The sequence below is a fragment of the Pseudomonas sp. o96-267 genome, assembly GCF_003935465.1.
GTDB classification, from domain to species: Bacteria; Pseudomonadota; Gammaproteobacteria; order Pseudomonadales; family Pseudomonadaceae; genus Aquipseudomonas; species Aquipseudomonas sediminis.
In genome coordinates this window covers 116,442-136,778 of sequence record NZ_RHQP01000012.1, presented here as the reverse complement: position 1 = coordinate 136,778, position 20,337 = coordinate 116,442, and the positions used below count along the sequence as shown (strand labels likewise).

At 58.7% G+C, this 20,337-nt stretch carries 15 protein-coding genes; 6 read left to right on the top strand and 9 right to left on the bottom strand.

The features are described 5' to 3' along the window. Positions 1-107: 107 nt before the first annotated feature. Positions 108-1,118, bottom strand: a complete 1,011-nt coding sequence (locus EGJ86_RS10805) for a DNA-binding protein (protein WP_125835105.1) — start codon at positions 1,116-1,118, stop codon at positions 108-110. Positions 1,119-1,205: 87 nt separating this feature from the next. Between EGJ86_RS10805 and EGJ86_RS10800 the strand changes: the two genes are divergently transcribed. Continuing rightward, positions 1,206-2,348, top strand: a complete 1,143-nt coding sequence (locus EGJ86_RS10800; RefSeq protein ID WP_177432820.1) for a tyrosine-type recombinase/integrase — start codon at positions 1,206-1,208, stop codon at positions 2,346-2,348. 190 nt (positions 2,349-2,538) lie between these two features. On the opposite strand, the gene EGJ86_RS10795 is transcribed toward EGJ86_RS10800, so the two are convergent. From EGJ86_RS10795 to EGJ86_RS10785, 3 genes are read right to left on the bottom strand one after another with little or no spacing between them, the layout of a single operon-like run. Further along, positions 2,539-3,663, bottom strand: coding sequence for a TniQ family protein (locus tag EGJ86_RS10795; protein ID WP_125835104.1), 1,125 nt, complete (start codon positions 3,661-3,663; stop codon positions 2,539-2,541). Next, positions 3,653-4,546, bottom strand: a complete 894-nt coding sequence (locus EGJ86_RS10790) for a TniB family NTP-binding protein (protein WP_125835103.1) — start codon at positions 4,544-4,546, stop codon at positions 3,653-3,655. Before EGJ86_RS10790 ends, EGJ86_RS10795 begins: the two co-directional genes overlap by 11 nt. Positions 4,547-4,575: 29 nt before the next feature. Next, positions 4,576-6,405 carry a Mu transposase C-terminal domain-containing protein gene (locus tag EGJ86_RS10785; RefSeq protein WP_158620900.1) on the bottom strand — a complete coding sequence of 610 codons (1,830 nt, stop codon included), beginning with the start codon at positions 6,403-6,405 and terminating at the stop codon, positions 4,576-4,578. A 448-nt stretch (positions 6,406-6,853) separates the two neighbouring features. Between EGJ86_RS10785 and imuA the strand changes: the two genes are divergently transcribed. The 4 genes from imuA (at position 6,854) to EGJ86_RS10765 (ending at position 13,553) form a co-directional block, all read left to right on the top strand. After that, on the top strand, positions 6,854-7,471 hold the full coding sequence (imuA, locus tag EGJ86_RS10780; RefSeq protein WP_125835101.1) for a translesion DNA synthesis-associated protein ImuA: 618 nt from the start codon (positions 6,854-6,856) through the stop codon (positions 7,469-7,471). Between the two features lie 7 nt (positions 7,472-7,478). Beyond that, positions 7,479-8,888, top strand: a complete 1,410-nt coding sequence (locus EGJ86_RS10775) for a DNA polymerase Y family protein (RefSeq protein ID WP_125835100.1) — start codon at positions 7,479-7,481, stop codon at positions 8,886-8,888. Continuing rightward, positions 8,885-11,953, top strand: coding sequence for an error-prone DNA polymerase (locus EGJ86_RS10770; protein ID WP_125835099.1), 3,069 nt, complete (start codon positions 8,885-8,887; stop codon positions 11,951-11,953). Before EGJ86_RS10775 ends, EGJ86_RS10770 begins: the two co-directional genes overlap by 4 nt. A 346-nt stretch (positions 11,954-12,299) precedes the next feature. Then, entirely contained in the window at positions 12,300-13,553 is a 1,254-nt protein-coding gene (locus tag EGJ86_RS10765; RefSeq protein ID WP_055985670.1) for an OprD family porin, read from the top strand. A gap of 33 nt (positions 13,554-13,586) precedes the next feature. On the opposite strand, the gene EGJ86_RS10760 is transcribed toward EGJ86_RS10765, so the two are convergent. Further along, positions 13,587-15,086 carry a PLP-dependent aminotransferase family protein gene (locus tag EGJ86_RS10760; RefSeq protein ID WP_055985666.1) on the bottom strand — a complete coding sequence of 500 codons (1,500 nt, stop codon included), beginning with the start codon at positions 15,084-15,086 and terminating at the stop codon, positions 13,587-13,589. A gap of 123 nt (positions 15,087-15,209) precedes the next feature. Here EGJ86_RS10760 and EGJ86_RS10755 point away from each other — a divergent pair, with 123 nt between their 5' ends. Further along, entirely contained in the window at positions 15,210-16,415 is a 1,206-nt protein-coding gene (locus EGJ86_RS10755; protein ID WP_125835098.1) for an NAD(P)/FAD-dependent oxidoreductase, read from the top strand. Between the two features lie 46 nt (positions 16,416-16,461). On the opposite strand, the gene EGJ86_RS10750 is transcribed toward EGJ86_RS10755, so the two are convergent. From EGJ86_RS10750 to EGJ86_RS10735, 4 genes are all read right to left on the bottom strand, one after another. Next, positions 16,462-17,325 (bottom strand): AraC family transcriptional regulator, encoded by an 864-nt coding sequence (locus EGJ86_RS10750; protein WP_055985660.1) that lies wholly within the window; start codon positions 17,323-17,325, stop codon positions 16,462-16,464. A 206-nt stretch (positions 17,326-17,531) separates the two neighbouring features. Then, complete coding sequence (locus tag EGJ86_RS10745; protein ID WP_055985657.1) at positions 17,532-18,035, bottom strand: hypothetical protein; 504 nt, start codon at positions 18,033-18,035, stop codon at positions 17,532-17,534. A gap of 164 nt (positions 18,036-18,199) precedes the next feature. Then, positions 18,200-19,093: a chemotaxis protein CheV gene (locus tag EGJ86_RS10740; RefSeq protein WP_055985653.1), complete on the bottom strand. Its 894-nt coding sequence runs from the start codon at positions 19,091-19,093 to the stop codon at positions 18,200-18,202. A gap of 202 nt (positions 19,094-19,295) precedes the next feature. Then, complete coding sequence (locus EGJ86_RS10735; RefSeq protein ID WP_125835097.1) at positions 19,296-20,318, bottom strand: zinc-dependent alcohol dehydrogenase family protein; 1,023 nt, start codon at positions 20,316-20,318, stop codon at positions 19,296-19,298. Positions 20,319-20,337: the final 19 nt, after the last annotated feature.

Below are 20,337 nucleotides of genomic sequence, written 5' to 3'. Positions count from 1 at the left end.
GAGCGTAAGGCCGACTGAAGTTGGTCGATTGGCTTTGATCAGATGCTCTGGTCTTCCCTCATCCTGATTAGACTAGCTAGCAATCGCGCAAGCAGTACGCTCTGCTCTCAGGGCTTTTTCGGAGCTCTCTTGCGAGATTGGCGCGTGACATCCGGCGCTGCAAAGCCTTGAATTGCAAGTGTCTCAGCAAGCGTTTCTGCACGTGCATTTGCGGCAGCATACTGCTCACGAGCGACCGCTAGGTCGGCTTCTCGCTGCTGCAAGCACTGCCGCAAATTGTCTTGGCGCTCGCTCGCATTCGTCATGGCAGAGCGGTGCTCTTCCACCTGCTCCAACAGCGTATGCACCTCACCAAGCGCTGCAGTTCGTTGCTCGCGCGCGCTACTCAACTCTGCCTGAACTGCCTGCAGGGACTGCTGCAAGGTCTGTGCACGGCCTTGGCTCGCCTTGAGTTGAGTAGCTAAAGCTTTGTTCTCTTCGCGCACTCGATCAATTTCGCGATAGGCACGGTTCTCTACGTCGCGCGCGTAGCGCTGCTGCTCACTGCGAGCTTGCTCGGCTTGCGCATAGCTCTCCTGCAACTGCAGACGAGCCTCGGTCAATTGCGTACGCGCTTCGTCACGATGCTCCTGCAGTTCGTCGCGCTGGCTTCGCAGGTCGTCGATCTGCGTCTGGCATTGGGTCAGCAATTGCTCCAGGTCGGCCAGGCGAGTTTCTGCGCCCTGCCGTGCGGTAACGGCCTCGGTTATCTGCTGCCGCGCCTGGGCAACCTCCAGCCTGGCACGAGTTTCCAGCGCACCCAGCGCTTCGCGCTCCTCGGCTAGGACCTGGCGCTGGCTGGCCAACGCCTGCTCGGCCACCCCCTGAGCCATGGTAGTGGCCTGCTGCCAGATTTCTACGAAGGCCTGCGCGACTTTACTCGGCAGGTCCGGCAGGCGGGTTTCTCCACGGAGACGGCCAGCCAACTGCTCCCACCACTGATCGAGCAGCGCCCCGACCCGCGCCGGACTGCCGCGACCAAGTTCCAGGCGCACGCGTTCCACCGTCGGACGTTCGCCACGCGCCAACACCGCGTCAGCCGCGGCAAATACGTCAGCTTCCGGTACACCTACCGCCATCGTCAGTTCCTCGCTATATTAGGTCTGATAAACGAATGTTATCCGATCTAATCGAATTTAAATCGAATATTTAATACGTTGAACGTAATGAATAATACGCAATTGCTATCCAGCAGCGTAGTTGCCCTACTTTCCGTTGATCGCCTTGATGCCGAAGCCCGCGCTGCGGCCAGTGCGTTCGTCGCAGCCGGCACCGCCGCCAATACCGTGCGCAGCTACCGCAGCGCCCTTGCCTATTGGGCTGCCTGGCTGCAATTGCGTTTCGGCCAAACACTGGAGATGGAGCCGCTGGCGGACACGGTGGTGGTGCAATTCATCCTTGATCACCTGGCGCGCCCAGACGCGGGCGGTTGGCGGCACTTGCTACCGCCGGCGCTTGATGCGGCCTTGGTCGATGCGCGCCTCAAAGCCAAGCTTGGCGCCCTGAGTTACAACACCGTACGCCACCGCCTGGCAGTTCTCGCCAAATGGCACGGCATGAAGAACTGGCCGAGCCCCACTGAGACGGCGGCGGTGAAAACACTGCTGCGCGAAGCGCGCAAGGCCCAGGCCCGCCAGGGTGTAACGGTTCGTAAGAAAACTGCGGCGGTGCGCGAGCCGCTGGAAGCCATGCTGGCCAGCTGTACCGACGGTATCCGTGGCCTGCGTGACCGCGCCCTCCTCCTCCTAGCCTGGAGCGGTGGCGGCCGCCGGCGCTCGGAAGTGGTGGGACTCCAGGTCGGTGATGTCCGTCGACTGGACGCCGACACCTGGCTCTACGCGCTGGGCGTCACCAAAACCCAGACTGACGGCGCACGCAGGGAAAAGCCGCTGCGTGGGCCTGCAGCACAAGCACTCGCAGCCTGGCTGGCGGCGGCTCCCGCCTCTACGGGGCCGCTGTTTCGGCGGGTTTATCGCGGCGGTCGGGTCGGGACGGCAGGCTTGTCCAGCGACCAGGTTGCACGCATCGTGCAACGCCGGGCCAAGCTGGCCAAGCTCGATGGTGACTGGGCGGCACACAGCCTTCGGTCCGGGTTTGTTAGCGAAGCCGGCCGCCAGGGTGTGCCTTTGGGCGAAGTGATGGCCATGACCGAGCACCGCTCGCTGCCTACAGTGATGGGGTATTTTCAGGCGGGCACCTTGCTGGGCAGCCGTGCTACCAGCTTGCTCACGCCGGTACTCCCTGTCGGATCTGATGCAAGTGCGCCCTCCGATGAGCTTTGCAGTAACGTCAAACACTCTGAGCCCTGAGGTTTCGGATTTGCAGTCACCTAGCTAAGGGCCGAGCTCTGGTGGCTTGATGCCTCCGGATTGCTGGTACGTCGTGGCTATCATCGGCAGAAATACCAAGCGCATTTCCTTCCTTGCTCATAGGATTGACGACACAGGGAACCTTCGATAGTCTTTCTAGCAAGAATAACCCCCACGCCTCGGGCGAGATTTATCTCACACTGCGCACCAGGGGGTTAGTTTTTTCCTCTACCCAGCTTTTCACCTTCCCTCCTGAACGGATCTTCCACGCCCTACCCTCAAGCAGATATTGGAAATGGATGCGAATTGGTTCGCTCCACCCCTCAGAACGCTGCCGCAACCAACTAAAATAGCTAGGCACCCTCGCCGCATCACTGTGCATTCCAATCCAAATGTTGGCGAACGATCCCTCGTCGATCGGCCCGCTGCCACCAGGCCACAGATGAACACAATACGGCAGCTTCAGAAGCAGGCCGAGAAAAGCAAACATTGCCATGCGGATGTCGCCGGAGTGCTCGCCGGGATCTAGGCATAAAAAAGGCTCACAGCCTGAATCCATTGGCAGCGAAGAACTAAGCGTACTCCAGGACTTGATACGCAGAATTTGCGCGATATCAGGAAGAGGATCACCAGGATAAACTCGTTTTTTGCCAATGATTGCCAGAAGATCACTTAGAAATCTCTCCATCTCGGAGAGACCAACTTCGGCGCCATCTACAAGGAAAGTGCCGCGCTGGACCGAGCGCTGGTACCACTTCTGAAAACCCAGCGCCATGAGCAGCAGCACCTTAAATGAGTCACGGCTCAAGTTCTGCCGTCTCTGAATGTACGAACTTAGCCCCCATCCACCAAAGGGCATCAGCGCCTGACTCTTGCGAATCATAGAATGTAGAGCCACTGGTGCCGAGGTACTCTCCTCTTCAAGCAGAAGGCAGCCGTGCACTGGACAGACATTGAACCACCAGTAGAACCAAGTGACTCTCGCCGTAGGCTGTCGATTGAAACGAAAGTCAAGAAGGAGGCAATATTCGCAGTACCGAAAACGTTTTTCGGGCGACGCCTTTAACCAGTCACCGGGCAAAGAGAATGTCCGTTTAAAATACTCTTTCGGCAAACCTAATGCCTTAGATACCGCCTCTACAACCGGCGGGGAAAGAGGGGCGTCAGCATCCTCGACGCCATGATGCTTCAGGCATTCTTTCGCCTGCAGAAATAGACGCGGTTGCTTTCCATGCAGCCCTCTCTCAAGCCAGGCAGAAAAAGCTTCTTGAGGTACCGGCTTTAGCAATCCTGAGAAATAGCCATTACGTCTCATCGTCAAAACAATCAAGGTAAGGTGGAATTTCAGCCGCTTTCTCTAAGCAGTAGTGATCGATAGCTTCTTTGCCCTCCACTATCGCCCATACCGCTCCTCGCGTTATTCGCTTGACTATGGCGTCGGTGATGCCGCCAGTAGCGCCCAGTAAATATCGGACGTTTTCTTGCTTTCCTAGCTCAGACGGCTTCTTCAAGGGTAACGCGCGCTCATAAGCCGCAAGGAACGAACGGAAGCTTTCATTTTCTTTCCAAGGAGGCAGATCGCAGAGCTGAAAACGCCGTTCCAACTGCTCGTCACTGCTAATAGCATGAAGCGCATCATCCACCCCAAACGCAATAATGGATAGTGACATCGGTGGACTGCTTAGTGCTCTTAAAAAAGCCAGGTTCTTGCGTTGGTCGATTCGTCCAGCATTTAGTAAGTTGTGGACCTCATCAATTAACACGAGTCTCATTCTGCGCAAATGTGCTAGCCGACAGAATGCTTCGGGAACCAGACCGTTCCGAATCTTACCTATTGGTACACCCAGTGCCTCACTAATGCTGTCCTCAAAACCATGGAGGTTGGGGTCGGGAGACAGGCTGAACGCAATACAGCCATAAGAGTCTATATGCCTTTTTCTGAGTGATTCCATATCGGACTCAATCTTCTTAAATAGGCTGGTTTTTCCCATGCCTGGGCGACCACAAATCAACATGCATTGCGCCTGAGTCTTCGGTGGCATTTCGTAAATGGCGCGTACCCCTGCCCTGATCGCCACCACCTGCGGGTAATTTACCCAACAATCCCTGTATATCTTACTGATACGCTCACGGTCGTTAAGGAGTAAGTGCTCACGAAACTTTGGGTCGATATGGTCAAAATTAACTGACGTCTTCATCAAGCACCTCAGCAGGAGGGGGGCGACCCTCAGTCCTCTAGAGTATAAGCGACAGGATTAACACTGTAGTCTACCGACTCAATGTGCTTTTCAATTTGACGCTGCACATTCAACGGATGCCCTGGGTCGGCAAGTCGAGACCTTTTACGCTCTCGTGTTTTACGGGCTTGCTTACCCGCCATAGTCGCAGCACTAACAAGTTGTTCATTTTTCTCAATCAACTTGAAGACTTCTGCAGCTGGCACTCTTCGCGCGCTTTCGCCGCGAATCTTCTTCCTTAAGCTTTTAAACTCGGATAGAGTGGTGTCGGGGAGCCGCAGGTCAGCATAGCTTAGTTCAATGTAATTTTTTTCACCCTCTGGAAGTACCCATATTTTTTTTAGAGAATCAGGGTCATAGCGCACCACGCACTTTGTACCGATATCAAAGCGCTTCAATGTATTAGTGTAGTAGTCAATGTTGTGTATCCTGACCCCTGCTCTTCCTATTACTCGCGTCTTAGACGGCATGAAATCAATAAGCAAGCGTTTCGGATCATCTACAAGTAAGGGGTAGGAAAAGCTGCCATCTTTGTTCTGATAATACTTTTCCCACTTATGAAGCGGTGAGCAACCTAAGGCAGAATGCTCTGTACTGTGATAGATTTCCACCTCCCTAATTAGCCACTCCCGAAACTCCGAAAATAAAAGCGCTGCCTTTCTTTCGCTTTTATACTCACCTTTAGCTTTAGTTGATGACATGGTGGTTCCAGGCAAAATATGAATCTTGCCCATGAGAGTGCCAATCAGTCGCTCAATATGGGCTCCATTATGCGGGGTGCCCCTAGGGCGAAATGTCAATTCAACTCCATACGACCGACAACTGTCGGATAATTTTTTTGATCTAAACTCTTTTGCATTATCTACATGTATTCTCTTAGGTAGGCCGTAGAAGGGATATTCATAGCCACTAAACCCATAAGACTTTAACCAGCTATTCTTTGGAAGTGCGGCATGAGCGATGCACAGCGCAACAGACATTGCCGAGGGATATGACAGTGATAAGTAAAAACCAAGCACCACTCGCGTATACACATCGATAGCAATTGTTATCCATGGACGCATTAGAGGCGTTCGCTGATCATCAACAATAATGCAATCAACTAGTGCGTGATCTATCTGGATTAATTGAAGAGGAGCTTCAGGCTGTACCTTTTCTCCACGAACAGCATAAACTTGGCGAGCCGCTTTTTTCCCGGATTTTTTTGCAAGCAATTCGCGGGGCTTACGCTCTCTTACCCGATTTGCGATCGTAGCTGAGCTCGGCGCTTTTAGGGTGAGAGCCAAACACTGTTCTTTTACTTTCTGTATAACACGCTCTACGGTCGCACCAGGCCCTGCATAGTATTCATCAATGACCTGTTGGATGATATCCTCTACATCCGCCCCGATTATTTTGACGCCTTTCGTTCTTCCGCGTCTTTTTAAAATTAAGCTCTCCGGCCCTTTTTTTATGTCTAGCTGCGCGAAAAGCCTTCGAACCTGAGAGGCACTAAGCCCAAGCGCTAAACTACATTGTTCTACGTCTTGCCTAGAGAGAAACTGCTTGGTTTTTAAAGGGGCTAATACGTTGAAACGATCAGTTGCCAACTTTATATCTGAATCCCTTATGGCGAGCTCTGCTTCTGCTTGGAACGTTTCACTGCCTGAATGAGGAGGCGTTTTTAGTTCAAACTCTATCTCTCCTGGCGAAATAATAACTATCTCACCAGAGATGACGTCTCTCGCCTCAATCTTACTTGGAGAAGTCGACGCAATAATTTCTAATCTTTTATTCCCTGCAAGAACTAAAGCGCCCGGGCTTATGCTTATTTTTTGCATGGCAACACCCATAACAAAAAATGCGGAAGTCTTCAGTAATTTAGTTAAATATGCGGAAATCTCAAAATTTAACGCTGCGATGAGAGCGACTAGAAATATTACTTATATTTTTCAATTACTTACTTCATGCGCGCCTTTAGCTAATCTCGACAACCGCATTTGCAGCTCCGCTTTGCGGTCGACAGTCCGAGATGCGCGCAGCGATAAATTTCCGAGGCGCCATATGGTTTCGCTTCGAGTCAGTGTTTGCACAACACAACACGACGGATCGTATGGGTTAGTTGTACGTAGATCGCGATTTCCTGGATCGACACGACTCTCCGGACTGATTTATTCGGCTGACTCGGCCGCGTCTCGGTAACCAGGTTGAGCACCTTATCGCGATTCTCTTGACCCATGCGTCGGCTCAAATAATACTGTATCCATATACAGTATTTGGTCGTTATCCATGCCATCCGTGGTCGCGCTTGACCGGTTGATCGACGCTCGTCGTGTATGGCGAGGCCAGGTCGTTTCATCGCCATCGGGCGCCAATTTCTCAACTGGACATCATTTTCTCGACGCCGCACTGCCAGGTGGCGGCTGGCCTAAGGCTGCCCTCAGTGAAATTCTCACGACTGCGCCTGGCATCGGCGAGCTGCGCTTGTTGTGGCCGACCCTTGCTAGCCTGACGGTTTCAGGCGAACGGGTGGTGCTGATCTCCCCTCCTCATCTGCCCTACCCTCAGGCCTGGATTGATGCCGGCGTCGATCTACGCCAATTGAGCATTATCCAGGCAGATGGCCGCGATGCTCTGTGGGCTGCCGAACAATGTTTGCGTTCGGGGAGTTGTGGCGCGGTGTTGAGCTGGTTGCGTCAGGCCGATGATCGTTCGCTGAGACGTCTGCAGGTGGCAGCTGCTACCGGGCAAACCCTGGCTTTCGCCTATCGGCCGCAGGCAGAAGCGGCCAATCCTTCACCGGCAGCACTACGGCTGGTGCTCGACAGCCAGCCAGCACAGCTGCGGGTGATCAAGTGCCGTGGTGGTTTGCCGCCGGCTCAGCCGCTCGCGCTTGCCTGGCATTGAGCCTGCCATGCTTTGGGCTTGCATCCTGTTGCCACAGTTGGCCATGGACGGCGTACAGCGTCACCGCGCCAACCCCGACGAGCCGTTGGTGCTGCTCAACGGCTCGCCACAACGGCGTGTTCTACAGGCGGTCAACCCGGCAGCTCGAGCCCTGGGGCTGAAACCCGGCCAGTCACTGACTGCAGCGCAGGCGCTGACACGCGGGTTTGCCACGGCAGAATACGATTGCGCGGCCATCGAGCGCTGGCAGCAGTTTCTGGCCGCCTGGGCCTATGGTTTCAGTGCCCAGGTCAGCCTGCACTATCCGCGCTGTCTGCTGCTGGAGGTACAGTCCAGTCTGGGGCTGTTCGGCCCATGGCCGCGTTTCGAAGCGCGCTTGCGCGCCGAGCTTTCGGCGCTGGCCTTCCAGCACCGGATTGCCGTCGCGCCGAATCCGGCAGCGGCCCGAGTGCTGGTCAATGTCGGTGATGGACTGATGGCCAGTGATGGTCAGGCGCTCATGCAGATGCTCGCCCCCTTGCCAGTGGATCGGCTCGGGCTCTCTCCTGCGGCAACCACGGCCTTCAATCGCATGGGGCTCAGGCAGTTGCGGCAGCTGTTGGCTCTGCCACGTGACAGCCTGGCCAAACGGTTTCCTGCCGAAGTGCTACGTCATCTCGATACTCTGTCTGGCCAGCGTCCGCTAGCGCTGGACTTCTTCGTGCCTGCGGATGTTTTCGATACCCGTATCGAACTGAATTTCGAGGTGGAATCGCATCAGGCACTGCTGTTCCCGTTGCGCCGACTAACGGCCGATCTGGCGGCTTACCTGGCCTGTCGTGACACCGGCGTGCAGCGTTTCACCCTGCATCTGGAACCCCGCGCGGGTGCCGATACGCAGATACAGGTGGGCCTGCTCAGCGCCGAGCGTGATCCCGGCATGCTGTTCGAGCTGACACGAGGCCGTCTGGAGCATCAGCAGCTGCCAGCGCCGGTGCTGGCCGTGCGGCTGGAGGCACGTGAATTGCCGGTCTTTGCGCCTCAGCACCAGCAACTGTTCGACGAGCGACCACAGCAGAACCAGCCCTGGGAGCAATTACGCGAGCGGCTAAGGGCGCGCCTCGGTGATGACGCCCTGCATGGCCTCGGCGCCAGAGCCGATCACCGTCCCGAGCGTGCCTGGATCAACGACTCGACCAGCCCCTTGCTGCCTCCTTGTGGCCCGCGGCCAGGCTGGCTGTTGAGCGAACCCCAACCGTTACGCGAAGCCTCACTGCGCATCATCTCCGGCCCGGAGCGCATCGAGTCCGGCTGGTGGGATGGCGAGGATGTGCGCCGCGACTATTACGTGGTGCAAACCCGTGCAGGGCAGCGCGGCTGGGCGTATCGGCCAGTCGGCAGTAATGGGCCGTTGCTGCTGCACGGCTGGTTCGCATGAGCGATTATGCCGAACTGCATTGCCTGTCGAACTTCAGCTTCCAGCGCGGTGCGTCCAGTGCGCAGGAGTTGTTCGAGCGTGCGGCAAGGCTGAACTATCGCGCCTTGGCGATCACCGATGAGTGCACCCTGGCTGGCATCGTGCGCGCCTGGGAAGCCTCGAAGAAAACCGGGGTAAAGCTGATCGTGGGCAGCGAAGTAAGGATCGAGCAAGGCCCGAAGCTGGTGCTACTGGTCGAGAACCTGACGGGCTATCAGGTGCTATGCGGCCTGATCACCCGGGCGCGGCGCAGGGCGGTAAAAGGCACCTACCGATTGCTGCACGAGGATTTCGTGGCGCCGCTCGATGGCCTGCTGGCCATCTGGCTCAGTGAGGGTGAAGTCAGCGCCCTGCCCTGGCTTCGCTCGGTGTTCCCCGAGCGGCTGTGGCTGGGCGTCGAGCTGCATCGCGGTGCGGACGATAGCGCGCGTCTGCAGCGCCTGCTCGAGCTGGCAGGCGATCACGACCTGCCGGCTGTGGCCTGTGGCGACGTGCACATGCATGCCCGTGGCCGCCGCGCCCTGCAGGATTGCATGACTGCCATCCGTCATCATCTGCCCGTGGCCGAGGCCGGCGCCCATCTTTTCGCCAATGGCGAGCGGCATCTGCGCCGGTTTGATGAGTTGGCCGAACTGTATCCGCCCGAGCTGCTCGCGCAATCGCTGCGCATCGCCGAACGCTGCAACTTCGATCTCGATCAGCTGGAGTATCACTACCCGCACGAACTGGTGCCGGCCGGTCATAACCCTACCTCCTGGCTACGCGTTCTGGTGGAGCGCGGCGCTGACGAGCGCTGGCCTGATGGAGTGCCGGATAGGGCCCGCGCACAGATCGAACACGAGCTGGCGCTTATCGCCGAGCTGAAGTACGAGAGCTACTTCCTGACCGTGCATGATATCGTCCGCTTCGCCCGTGAACAGCACATCCTCTGCCAGGGCCGAGGTTCTGCGGCCAATTCAAGCGTCTGTTTCGCCCTGGGCATCACCGAACTGGACCCGACGCACAGCCGGCTGTTGTTCGAGCGCTTTCTCTCCCGCGAGCGCAACGAGCCGCCGGATATCGACGTCGACTTCGAGCACGAACGGCGCGAGGAAGTCATCCAGTACGTGTTTCGTCGCTACGGTCGAACGCGTGCGGCGCTCACCGCCGTGGTCAACACTTATCACGGCTCAGGGGCGATACGCGATGTCGCCAAGGCTCTCGGTTTACCGCCTGATCAGGTCAATGCGCTGGCTGACTGCTGTGGCCGCTGGAGCAGCGGTCCGCCAGCGCCCGAGCGTCTGCTGGAGGCAGGTTTCGATCCGCAGAATCCACTGCTCAGGCGCGTGCTGATACTGACTGGCGAGTTGATTGGCTTCCCTCGCCATCTGTCGCAGCATCCGGGCGGTTTCGTCATTTCCGAGCACGCCCTCGACACACTGGTACCGGTGGAGAACGCGACCATGGCCGAGCGCACCGTCATCCAGTGGGACAAGGACGATCTGGATATGGTCGGTCTGCTCAAGGTCGACGTCCTGGCCCTGGGCATGCTCAGCGCACTGCGCCGTTGTTTCGGCCTGATCGAACGCTACCGCGGCACGCAGTGGACGCTGGCCACCCTGCCCAAGGAAGACCCGGCCACCTACGCCATGATCAGCCGCGCAGATACCATCGGCGCCTTCCAGATCGAGTCACGTGCGCAGATGGCAATGCTGCCGCGCCTGCGCCCGAACACCTTCTACGACCTGGTGATTCAGGTGGCTATTGTCCGTCCGGGGCCGATCCAGGGTGACATGGTGCATCCCTACCTGCGTCGACGAAACGGCGAAGAGCCGATCGATTATCCCTCTGATGAACTCAAGCCAGTCTTCGCGCGCACGCTCGGCGTGCCGCTGTTTCAGGAGCAGGTCATGGAGCTGGCCATCGTCGCCGCCGACTACACCCCCGGCGAGGCGGATGAACTACGCCGCAGCATGGCCGCCTGGAAACGCCATGGTGGCCTCGAACCACATCGTCAGCGACTCACTTCGCGCATGCTGGAGAAGGGTTACACGCAGGCGTTCACCGAACGGATCTTTCGCCAGATCGAAGGCTTCGGTAGTTACGGTTTTCCCGAGTCGCACGCAGCCAGCTTCGCCCTGCTCGCCTATGCCAGTTGCTGGCTGAAGTGCCACGAGCCCGCTGCCTATGCCTGCGCTCTGGTCAACAGTTGGCCGATGGGCTTCTACAGTCCGGATCAGGTGCTGCAGGATGCACGGCGGCATGATGTCGAGGTGCGCCCCGTGGACGTGCGCTACAGCGACTGGGATTGCAGCCTGGAGCCCGATGAACATGGTGAGCCAACCATCCGTCTGGGGCTGAGGATGATTCGTGGCATGCGCGAAGACGACGCGCGCCGTATCGAACAGTCGCGCCAGTGCGGCGCATTCCGCGATGTCGAAGACCTCAGCATACGTGCAAGCCTGGATGCATCGGCGCGCGAGCGATTGGCCGATGCAGGCGCGCTCTCCGGCCTGGTTGGCCACCGCTACCAGGCGCGCTGGGCGGTTGCTGGCGTCGAGGAGCAACTGCCACTGTTCGCAGGCGTGTCTGCGTCGGGTGAAGAAATCCTGAATCTATCTGCTCCATCGCCAGGAGAAGATCTACTGACCGACTATGCCACCCTCGGCACCACGCTCGGTCCGCACCCTCTGGCCCTGCTGCGCCAGGAATTACGCACCCGGCGCTGCAAAAGCTCGCGGGAACTACAGGCAGTCGAGCACGGCCGACCTGTCAGCGTTGCCGGTCTGGTGATCGGCCGGCAAAGGCCGCAAACAGCCAGCGGGGTCATTTTCGTCACCCTCGAAGATGAGTTCGGTCTGGTCAATGTGGTCGTCTGGCACGACCTGGCCGAGCGGCAGCGCCGCGTTCTGGTGCAGTCGCAAATGCTGCAGATCGATGGCCACCTGGAGACCGTCGACGGCGTACGCCACGTGATCGCCGGGCGCCTGACGGATATGACGGCATTACTGACAGGGCTGGATATACGCAGTCGGGACTTTCACTGACCGTCACCAGAACCACCACTTACGCCAGACCAACAAAGGCGAGCACAAAAAACGGCCGCACTGGATCACCAGGCGGCCACAAGTCGTCTTAACCAAAGGAGATGAAGCGGAGCCAGAGCGACGGCTTCCGGGAGTGTTGCAAAAACCGCCGCCTATGGAATCTTCATCGGGGAGAAGCCTATCGCCGATCCTCCCGAATACCGCATCGAAGTCGTTGATAGTGATCATCGATCAGCTTGAATAGTGCATCTGCAGGCAGGGTGATAACTCTAAGCGCGCCCTCTGGGCCGGGCCTTACCTCGATGTGAGGCGCGTTGAAAACAGCACACCAACACCGGGAGCACTCATGCACAAGAAGCACTGTCTCGCGCTGGCTTGCAGCCTCGCGCTGGGCGGCCAGTTGGCTCATGCCAGCAGCCAGTCCGAAGCAAACGGTTTCGTCGAAGACGCCAGCCTCAATCTGTTGCTGCGCAACGCCTACTTCAACCGTGATTACAAAGACAACACCAACGACGCCAAGACCTGGGGGCAGGGTTTCATCGCCACCTTCGAGTCCGGTTTTACCCAAGGTACCGTCGGCTTCGGCGTCGATGCCTTCGGTCTGCTCGGGGTCAAGCTCGACAGCGGCCGCGGCCGCAACTATCGCGCCTTCTTCGACACCGATAGCGAAGGCCGTCCGGTGGACGACCTGTCCCAGGCCGGCGGCGCGGTGAAACTGCGCGTCTCCAATACCGTGATCAAGTACGGCAACCAGTTCCCTTCCCTGCCGGTACTGGCTCATGACGACAGCCGTCTGCTGCCACAGTCCTTCACCGGCACGCTGGTTACCAGCAACGAGATCGAAGGCCTGGAGCTGAACGCAGGCCGCTTCACCGCCGACAGCCCGATGGGCGACTCGGCGCGCGACCCCAATCGCCTCAAGAGCATCGACGTGCTCGGCGGCAGCTACGCCGTCAGCGATGACCTGAGCCTGGCGGTGTATCACGCCGATCTCGAGGACATGTACAAACGCTACTACGCCAACGTCAATTACAACCTGGCACTGGCGGCCGATCAGGCGCTGAACTTCGACTTCAACATCTACCGCACCAAGTACGATACCGGCTCGGTGGCCGCAATCGATCTCGGTGGTGACGGCCAGGGTGATCGCAACACCATCTGGAGTCTGGCGGCCAAGTACAGCATCGGCGCTCATGCCTTCATCGTCGCGCATCAGCGCAACAGCGGCGATGCCGGCTTCGCCTACGACTACGGTGATGGCGGCTCCAGCATCTACCTGGCCAACTCCTACTACTCGGACTTCAACCTGAAGGACGAGCGCTCCTGGCAGGCCAGCTACGAGCTGGACTTCGCCGAGTACGGCGTGCCGGGCCTGCGCTACAAGTTCGCCTACGTACGCGGTGACAACATCGATACCGGCAACGACAACAACGGCACCGAGCGCGAGATCTTCAACCAGATCGGCTACACCATCCAGAGTGGTGCCGCCAAGGATCTGCACCTGCGCTTGCGTAACTCCATCTACCGTTCCAGCACCGATGTAGGGCCAGATCTCAACGAGATTCGTGTCTTCGTCGAATACCCGCTGAGCATCCTCTGATGGTCGCTGCCCCGGCCTTGGCCGGGGCAGTTCTCAACCACGCAGAGCTTGCGCAACGGCCCTGGCGGCATCCTCGATGGCACGTTCTTCATAGGGCGCAAAGCCCATTACCAGTCCCGGCCCTCGCGGATTGACGCAGTAACTTGCCAGTGGCAGCGCGTCGATACCGGCAGCCTGCAAACGCGCGAAAGCGTCTCGCTCGTTCTCAACCTGCAAACGGCAGGCGATATCCATACCCGCACGAATTTCTGGCACGTCGATCAGACCTTGCCAATGCTTGTGCGCGGCTTCGGCAAAGGCATCGGCGCGCCCTGCATAAATCTTGCGCATGCGCCGTACGTGACGGTCGAAATGCCCCTCGTGGATGAAATCGGCCAGCACCGCCTGCGCCAGGCTGTTGGCATGGCGTGACATCAGCGCCGACGCGCGAGTGAAGCTTTCCACCAGGTGCTCAGGCAGCACCAGATAGGCCAGACGAATCGAGGGAAACAGCAGTTTGCTGAAGGTGCCAGCCATGATCACCGAGTGCTCGGCGCCTGGCATCGAGCGCAGCGCCGGAATGGGCTTGGCGATAAAACGATACTCGCTGTCGTAGTCGTCCTCGAAGATGTAGCTGCCCTGCTCCGCTGCCCACTTGAGCAAGGCCAGGCGGCGTGCAGGCGACAGTTCACCGCCGAGCGGCGCCTGCCGTGAGGGCGTGACGTAAGCCAGCCGGGCGCCTGGTGCCAAGCGTATGCCCTCGTCCACCTTGAGACCGGAGCCATCCACCGGCACGTCCACTCGCGTCACGCCAGAGATATCCATCAACTGCCGTGCGCCGGGATAACCCGGATCTTCCATCCACACCTTAGCGTCGCCGGGCGCCAGCAAACGCAGGCAGATATCCAGCCCCTGTTGCACGCTGCCGAGCACCAGAATGCGCTCCGGTGAAACCTGTACCCCACGGGCGATGGCCAGGTAGCTGGCGATGGCCTCGCGCAACTCAGGCAACCCTGCAGGGTCGGAGTCGAGCAGCATGTTCAGGCGCGAGCTACGCAGTTGCTGCGTGTGCAACTTGCGCCACAGATCGATGGGAAAGGCCTTGATATCACCACGGTGAGGAAAGAACGGACGCAGGCCGGTTGGCAACGCGCGCCGAGAGAAAATTGGCTCGATTTCGGTCAGGCGCTTCATCCAGGGCGTATCGGGCGCTGTGCGCTTTGCTTCCACCTCGGCCACCACCTTACGCCGGACGTATCCGGCATTCAGCGTCGGGTCCGGCAATACCTCACTGACGCGCGTGCCGCTGCCGGTGCGTGCTTGCAGATAACCCTCGGAAAGCAGTTGCTGATAGGCCGCCTGTACCGTACCGCGCGCCAGCTTGTAGTACTCGGCCATGGCCCGCGTGCTGGGCAGTTTACTGCCTGCTGGCAGGCGCCCGCTCAGAATCGCACCGCGCAGCGACTCATACAGCCATCCCTGCAGGCTGGCGCCCTCCTCTGGCGCTCCCAGTGGCAGAAAGATCACCTGTGGTGGCGCTTTTTCGACCGGCATAAGAACTCCAAAGTGGACCATTTATCTTTGTAGATATTGGATCAATACCTTGATCCAAAACAACCACACAATCAATCCCGTCGACAGCCAACAGCTTTCTCTCCAACTACGGGAATTAACGATATGAAACAGCAGATCCTGATCATCGGCGCCGGTTTTGGCGGTATGTGGAGTGCGCTGAGCGCCGTTCGCTTGCTTGACCAGCACCAGCGCTTGGATGTCGCCGTGACCCTTCTCGCCCCTCAGGCCGAACTGCGCGTGCGTCCACGCTTCTATGAAAGCGACCTGACCACTACCGTTGCCCCGCTGGGGCCGTTGTTCGATGCGGTCGGTGTGCAATTCGTGCAAGGCAGCGCTACGCGTATCGATACCGCAGGCAAGCGAGTGATCTACCGCGATGCGAGCGGCGCCCAGGCCGAACTGAGTTTCGACCGGTTGATTCTGGCCTCCGGTAGCCAGGTCGCCCGACCGCCACTGGCCGGGATTGATCGCTTCGCCTTCGACGTCGACAGCCTGGAGTCGGCACAGCAACTCGAAAACCACCTGCAGAGCTTGCGCGACAAACCCGCAAGCCAGGCACGCAATACTGTCTTGGTAGTGGGCGGCGGTTTCACCGGTATCGAAACGGCCACGGAAATGCCGGCACGACTGCGCGCCATTCTGGGCAAGGAGGCCGATGTGCGGGTAATCGTCGTCGACATGGGTAAACAGGTCGGCAGCATAATGGGTGAGCAGATCGCTTCGGTAATCGCCGAAGCCAGCGATACCCTGGGCGTGACCTGGAAGCTCGGCAGCCCGGTGTCTATGGTCGACGAGCATGGCGTGCAACTCGACAACGGCGAACGCATCGAAGCCAGCACCGTAGTCTGGACCGTCGGGGTTAAGGCCTCACCGCTGACGCAGCAGATCGATGGCGAGCGTGATGCTCTCGGACGCCTGCACGTCGACCGCAACCTGAAAGTGCTTGGTCAGGACGCCATCTACGCCACTGGCGATACTGCCTATGCCGCGGTGGATGATCGTGGCAATCATGCGCTGATGACCTGCCAGCACGCGATAGCTCTCGGCCGCTCTTCCGGCAATAACGCTGCAGCTGATCTACTGGGTGTCGAGCCGATTCCCTACAGCCAACCCAAGTACGTCACCTGTCTGGACCTGGGCGCCTGGGGTGCTGTGTTCACCGAAGGCTGGGAGCGCAAGGTAGTGCTGACCGGCAAGGAAGGCAAAGAGCTCAAGATGCAGATCAATACCCAGTGGATCTACCCGCCAGAAGCCAAGCGCGACATCGCCCTCGCTGCTGCGGACCCGTTGATTCCTGTGGTCGCCTGATCGCTGAGATATGCCCAGGGCACTGGCAGCCCTGGGCATACCATGCTCAGTCGCGGTAAATCTGCACCTGCAGCTTTGACGGCGGATCTTCCCCTTCAGCCCGTAGCCATTCGCCTGGCGGCTGCCCGACCTGCTGGGCAAAGGTACGTGAAAACGACGCCTGCGATGCGTAGCCCACCGAGTCAGCGATCACCTTGATCGGCATCCCCTCACGCAGCAGATCCTGCGCTACCTTCATGCGCCAGGCCGTCACATAAGCCATGGGGGTCATGCTCATGACCTCGGAGAACAGCGCTGCGAACTTGGTACGCGACATCTTCGCCAGCTCGGCCAGGCGCTCGACGCTCCAGGCCAGTTGAGGTTCCTGGTGGATGCAGATCAAGGCAGGCCCCAGCTGACTGTCCTGCAATGCGTAAAGCAGGCCACTGGTAATACGCCCTTCGCTCACCGCGCGGCGTACCAGCAGGACGAAGACGTACTCGAACAGCAGGTTCAGCGCCTTGCTCCGACCTGGCGCCGGCGTGCGGAATTCGTTGACCAACGAACCGATCACCGGCCCAAGCTGCTCAAGGGCGCTGAGCGGAAACACCAGGGTTTCCAAGAGGCCCAGTGGAAATGGCTGCTGCCCTGAACGCCCGAACTGGAACGAAGCGCAAATCAGATCCACGCCGCCTGGCTGGTGCGCGCGCAGCTTGTAGCAGCAGGTGCTGGGGCAGAACAGCACGCTCGGTTCACTGATCGCAATGCGCGGTTTATCGGCATGCACCATATCCAGTGCACCGCGCTCGATCACGTGAATAAAGGCCATGCCAGGAGGCTTGTCCAGCACCAGAGTACCGTCCACCGGGCCGGCGAATAACAGTCGCCCTTGCAGGCTCGTGCGCTCGAAGAACTCGGAAAGAACATCCATATTAAGAACGACCTGATCAAGATTCTTTGCGTTGGTGAAAGCTCAACCGGCTTCAAGCTCATGGGTTGAACTGTCGTCGATTGATAGACAGTTCAACCCGTGAAAATTCCAATGACTTTTCACCAAAACAAGAATCATCCGTGATTTATTTCGCGGATTTTTACCGACCAAACCCAGGAACATTCGTCCGCCACGGCGCCCGCCAGTCAGATCAGCCCATAAGAATGACCATCGTCTTCTGACAGGGCCTGCATCTTCGCTCGATCCTCCATACGCTGGGCAATTTCTTCTTCGACTGCCTTCTGCTGCTCGGGTGGTAGTGCCTCGATCTCCTCTTCGGTCATGCCCATTTCCTTGGGGATACTGTCGCGCATCTTCTCCGCCGGGGTCATCGCCATATAGGCCTTGAAGGCCTCCAGTGCGGCGTTACCGCCCTCGTCGCCCAGTGGCTTTTCCACCTGCCCCGAACTGACCGATGTATCGACCTTGCCGTCTGACGCGTTCTGCAGCGCGACACGCAAGCGAGCAAAGCCCTCCTCCGTCGCCTGCCTGGCGCGGAACTCGCGCTCGGACTCAGCGTTAGCCGTGCGCGTGGTCTTCTCGACATTGCGCGCCAACTGGGCCAACCCGCCCTGCTCCTCACCGGGTTTGTTGCGAAACCCCGTCAGCGATATGCCACCGTAACTGCCAATACCTCCAATCGTGCTCATGCTGTGCTCCTTGACTGAGTTGCAATTGCCAGGCGCACTGAATCAAAGCGCATGCCAATTTATTAGGCGCACTTAACCAATTGAAAGCATTGAATATTTAGATAGACAAGGAGGATGACGAGGCAAGCCCTTGCCGCTGGTGGCAAGGACTTGCAGGGGCAGGCTTAGTGCTGACCGCTCATTTGCCGGAAGGCATCGAGCAGTGCCTGACTGAGATCGACCGAGGAGAACTTGGTCAGCACCGCGTTGGCACCGACCGAGCGTGCTTTCTCGGTATTCATGGTGCTATCCAGCGAGGTGTGTAGTAGCACGTAGGTATCGGCGATATCGGGGCTGCGACGAATTTCCTGAACCAGGCTGTAGCCGTCCATCTCCGGCATCTCGATGTCCGAGACCAGCAGCTCGAATGGCATGCCGGCCTGATGGTATTCATGCAGTTGCTGCAGGGCAGCCTGGGCGCTGCGCACTGCGGTGCAGTCGAGCCCCAGTTGGCGCAGCACGTTGAGGGTCTGTTGCAGCGCAACTTGCGAGTCGTCGACCAACAGCACACGGCGGCCTTGTAACAGGCGTGCGTCCTGGCCATCGAGCAGTTGCCCAACGGGGGCCTCTTCCAGTGCTGGGGCGATATCGTGCAGCACCTTCTCGATATCGAGAATCTGCACGATGGCGCCATCGATCTGGGTCACGCCAGTGATGAAGGCCCGGTTACCGGCCCCAGCAGGTGGCGGACGCACGTCGCGGGTGGAGCACTGCACGATACGTTCGACACTTTTCACATGCAGGCCCTGACGCGAGCGACTCAGCTCGGTGACGATCAGGCAGCCGTCGTCTTCGTCAGCCGCACCGCGTTCGCCGATGGCGCGCGCCAGGTCGATCACCGTCATCGCGGCGCCGCGTAAGGTGGCGATGCCGCGAACATTGGGGTGACGATTAGGCAGTTTGGTCAAGGCCGGACAGGGAATAATCTCATTGACCTTGAGCAGGTTGATTCCCAGCAGGCGGCCGCTATGCAAACGAAACAACAATAGCGATAGCGCGTCGCCGGTAACCAGACTCATGAACCTATCCTTAGAAAGAACGTAGACCTAGGTTTATAGCGACCGCCTGACCACAGACTTTAGGGTCTGCATGAAAAGTCGTCGAGCGAAGGTCAGGCAAGGCAAAAACAGGCGAAGAAGCGGAGTTTACGTGCTGTAAATGAGCATTCTGAGCCTGTTTTTAACGCAGCATCACCGAGCGTAGGCACTTTTCGTACAGAGCCTAATCCGTGGCCAGTTTCAGAGCCACTCGCCCGCGATTAGGGCAGGTTTCCATGTAGCGATGCGCTTCGACGAAGTCTTCGAAATCGAACACCTTGTCGATCACCGGCGTCAGCAGACGGTCCGCCGTCATCTGGTTAATGTGTGTGAGTGCGCGTTGTACAGCATCGTTGTTCGGCTCGATACCCAGTTCCGGGCAGCCAGTGAAATCCAGTACGCAGTGACGGAAGAACTGCAGGTGCTTCTTGAAGGCTGCGCAGGCAGGAAATGCCGTGTCGTTGCCGCCATTGATGCCGTACAGAATCAACTTGCCACGCGGTGCAGCGATATCACCCAGCAGTTTCATCTGCGGGCCGGCACACTGGTCGAGAATCACCTCGACGCCCTTGCCCTCGGTGTAGCGCTCGACTTCCAGAACCAGGTCCTGCTCTTCGGTCGCGATCACCTTGTCCGCACCCAGGCCACGCAGGAACTCGCGATCCTCCGAGGAACTGGTGGATACGATGACCTTGGCACCCAGTGCCTTGGCCAGTTGCACGGTTTGCGGCGCCATGCAGTGGCTAGCCTCGGTGATCAGTACATGCTGGCCGGGCTTCAGATGCGCGAGGTCGATCAGCGCCAGATAGCCGAACAGCAGGCTGGTGTAATGCACGCTGGCCTCGACCGGGCTGAGCACGTCGGGATAACGGGTCAGGGCGTGGCTGGGCATCAGCACCAGATCGCCCCAGGTCGGATAACGGTTCGGCGTGCTGGCCGGGAAACCGGCAACAGCGGTGCCGACGTCGAAGTCGCTCACGCCATCACCTAGCGCGGCCACAGTGCCAGCCAGTTCAAAGCCAGTACCGGCCGGAAGCTTGGCCTGCTCGGCCGCCAGGTTCTGCCGCCACAGCACGTCTTTCCAGCCCAGGCCTACGGCCTGAACGCGCACCAAGACTTCGCCAGGGCCGGGCACAGGCGTCGGAACCTCTTCGTACTGGAGCACATCGGCATCGCCGAACTTATGAAAACGGATCATGCGGGACATCGCTTACCTCGAGCTTGAT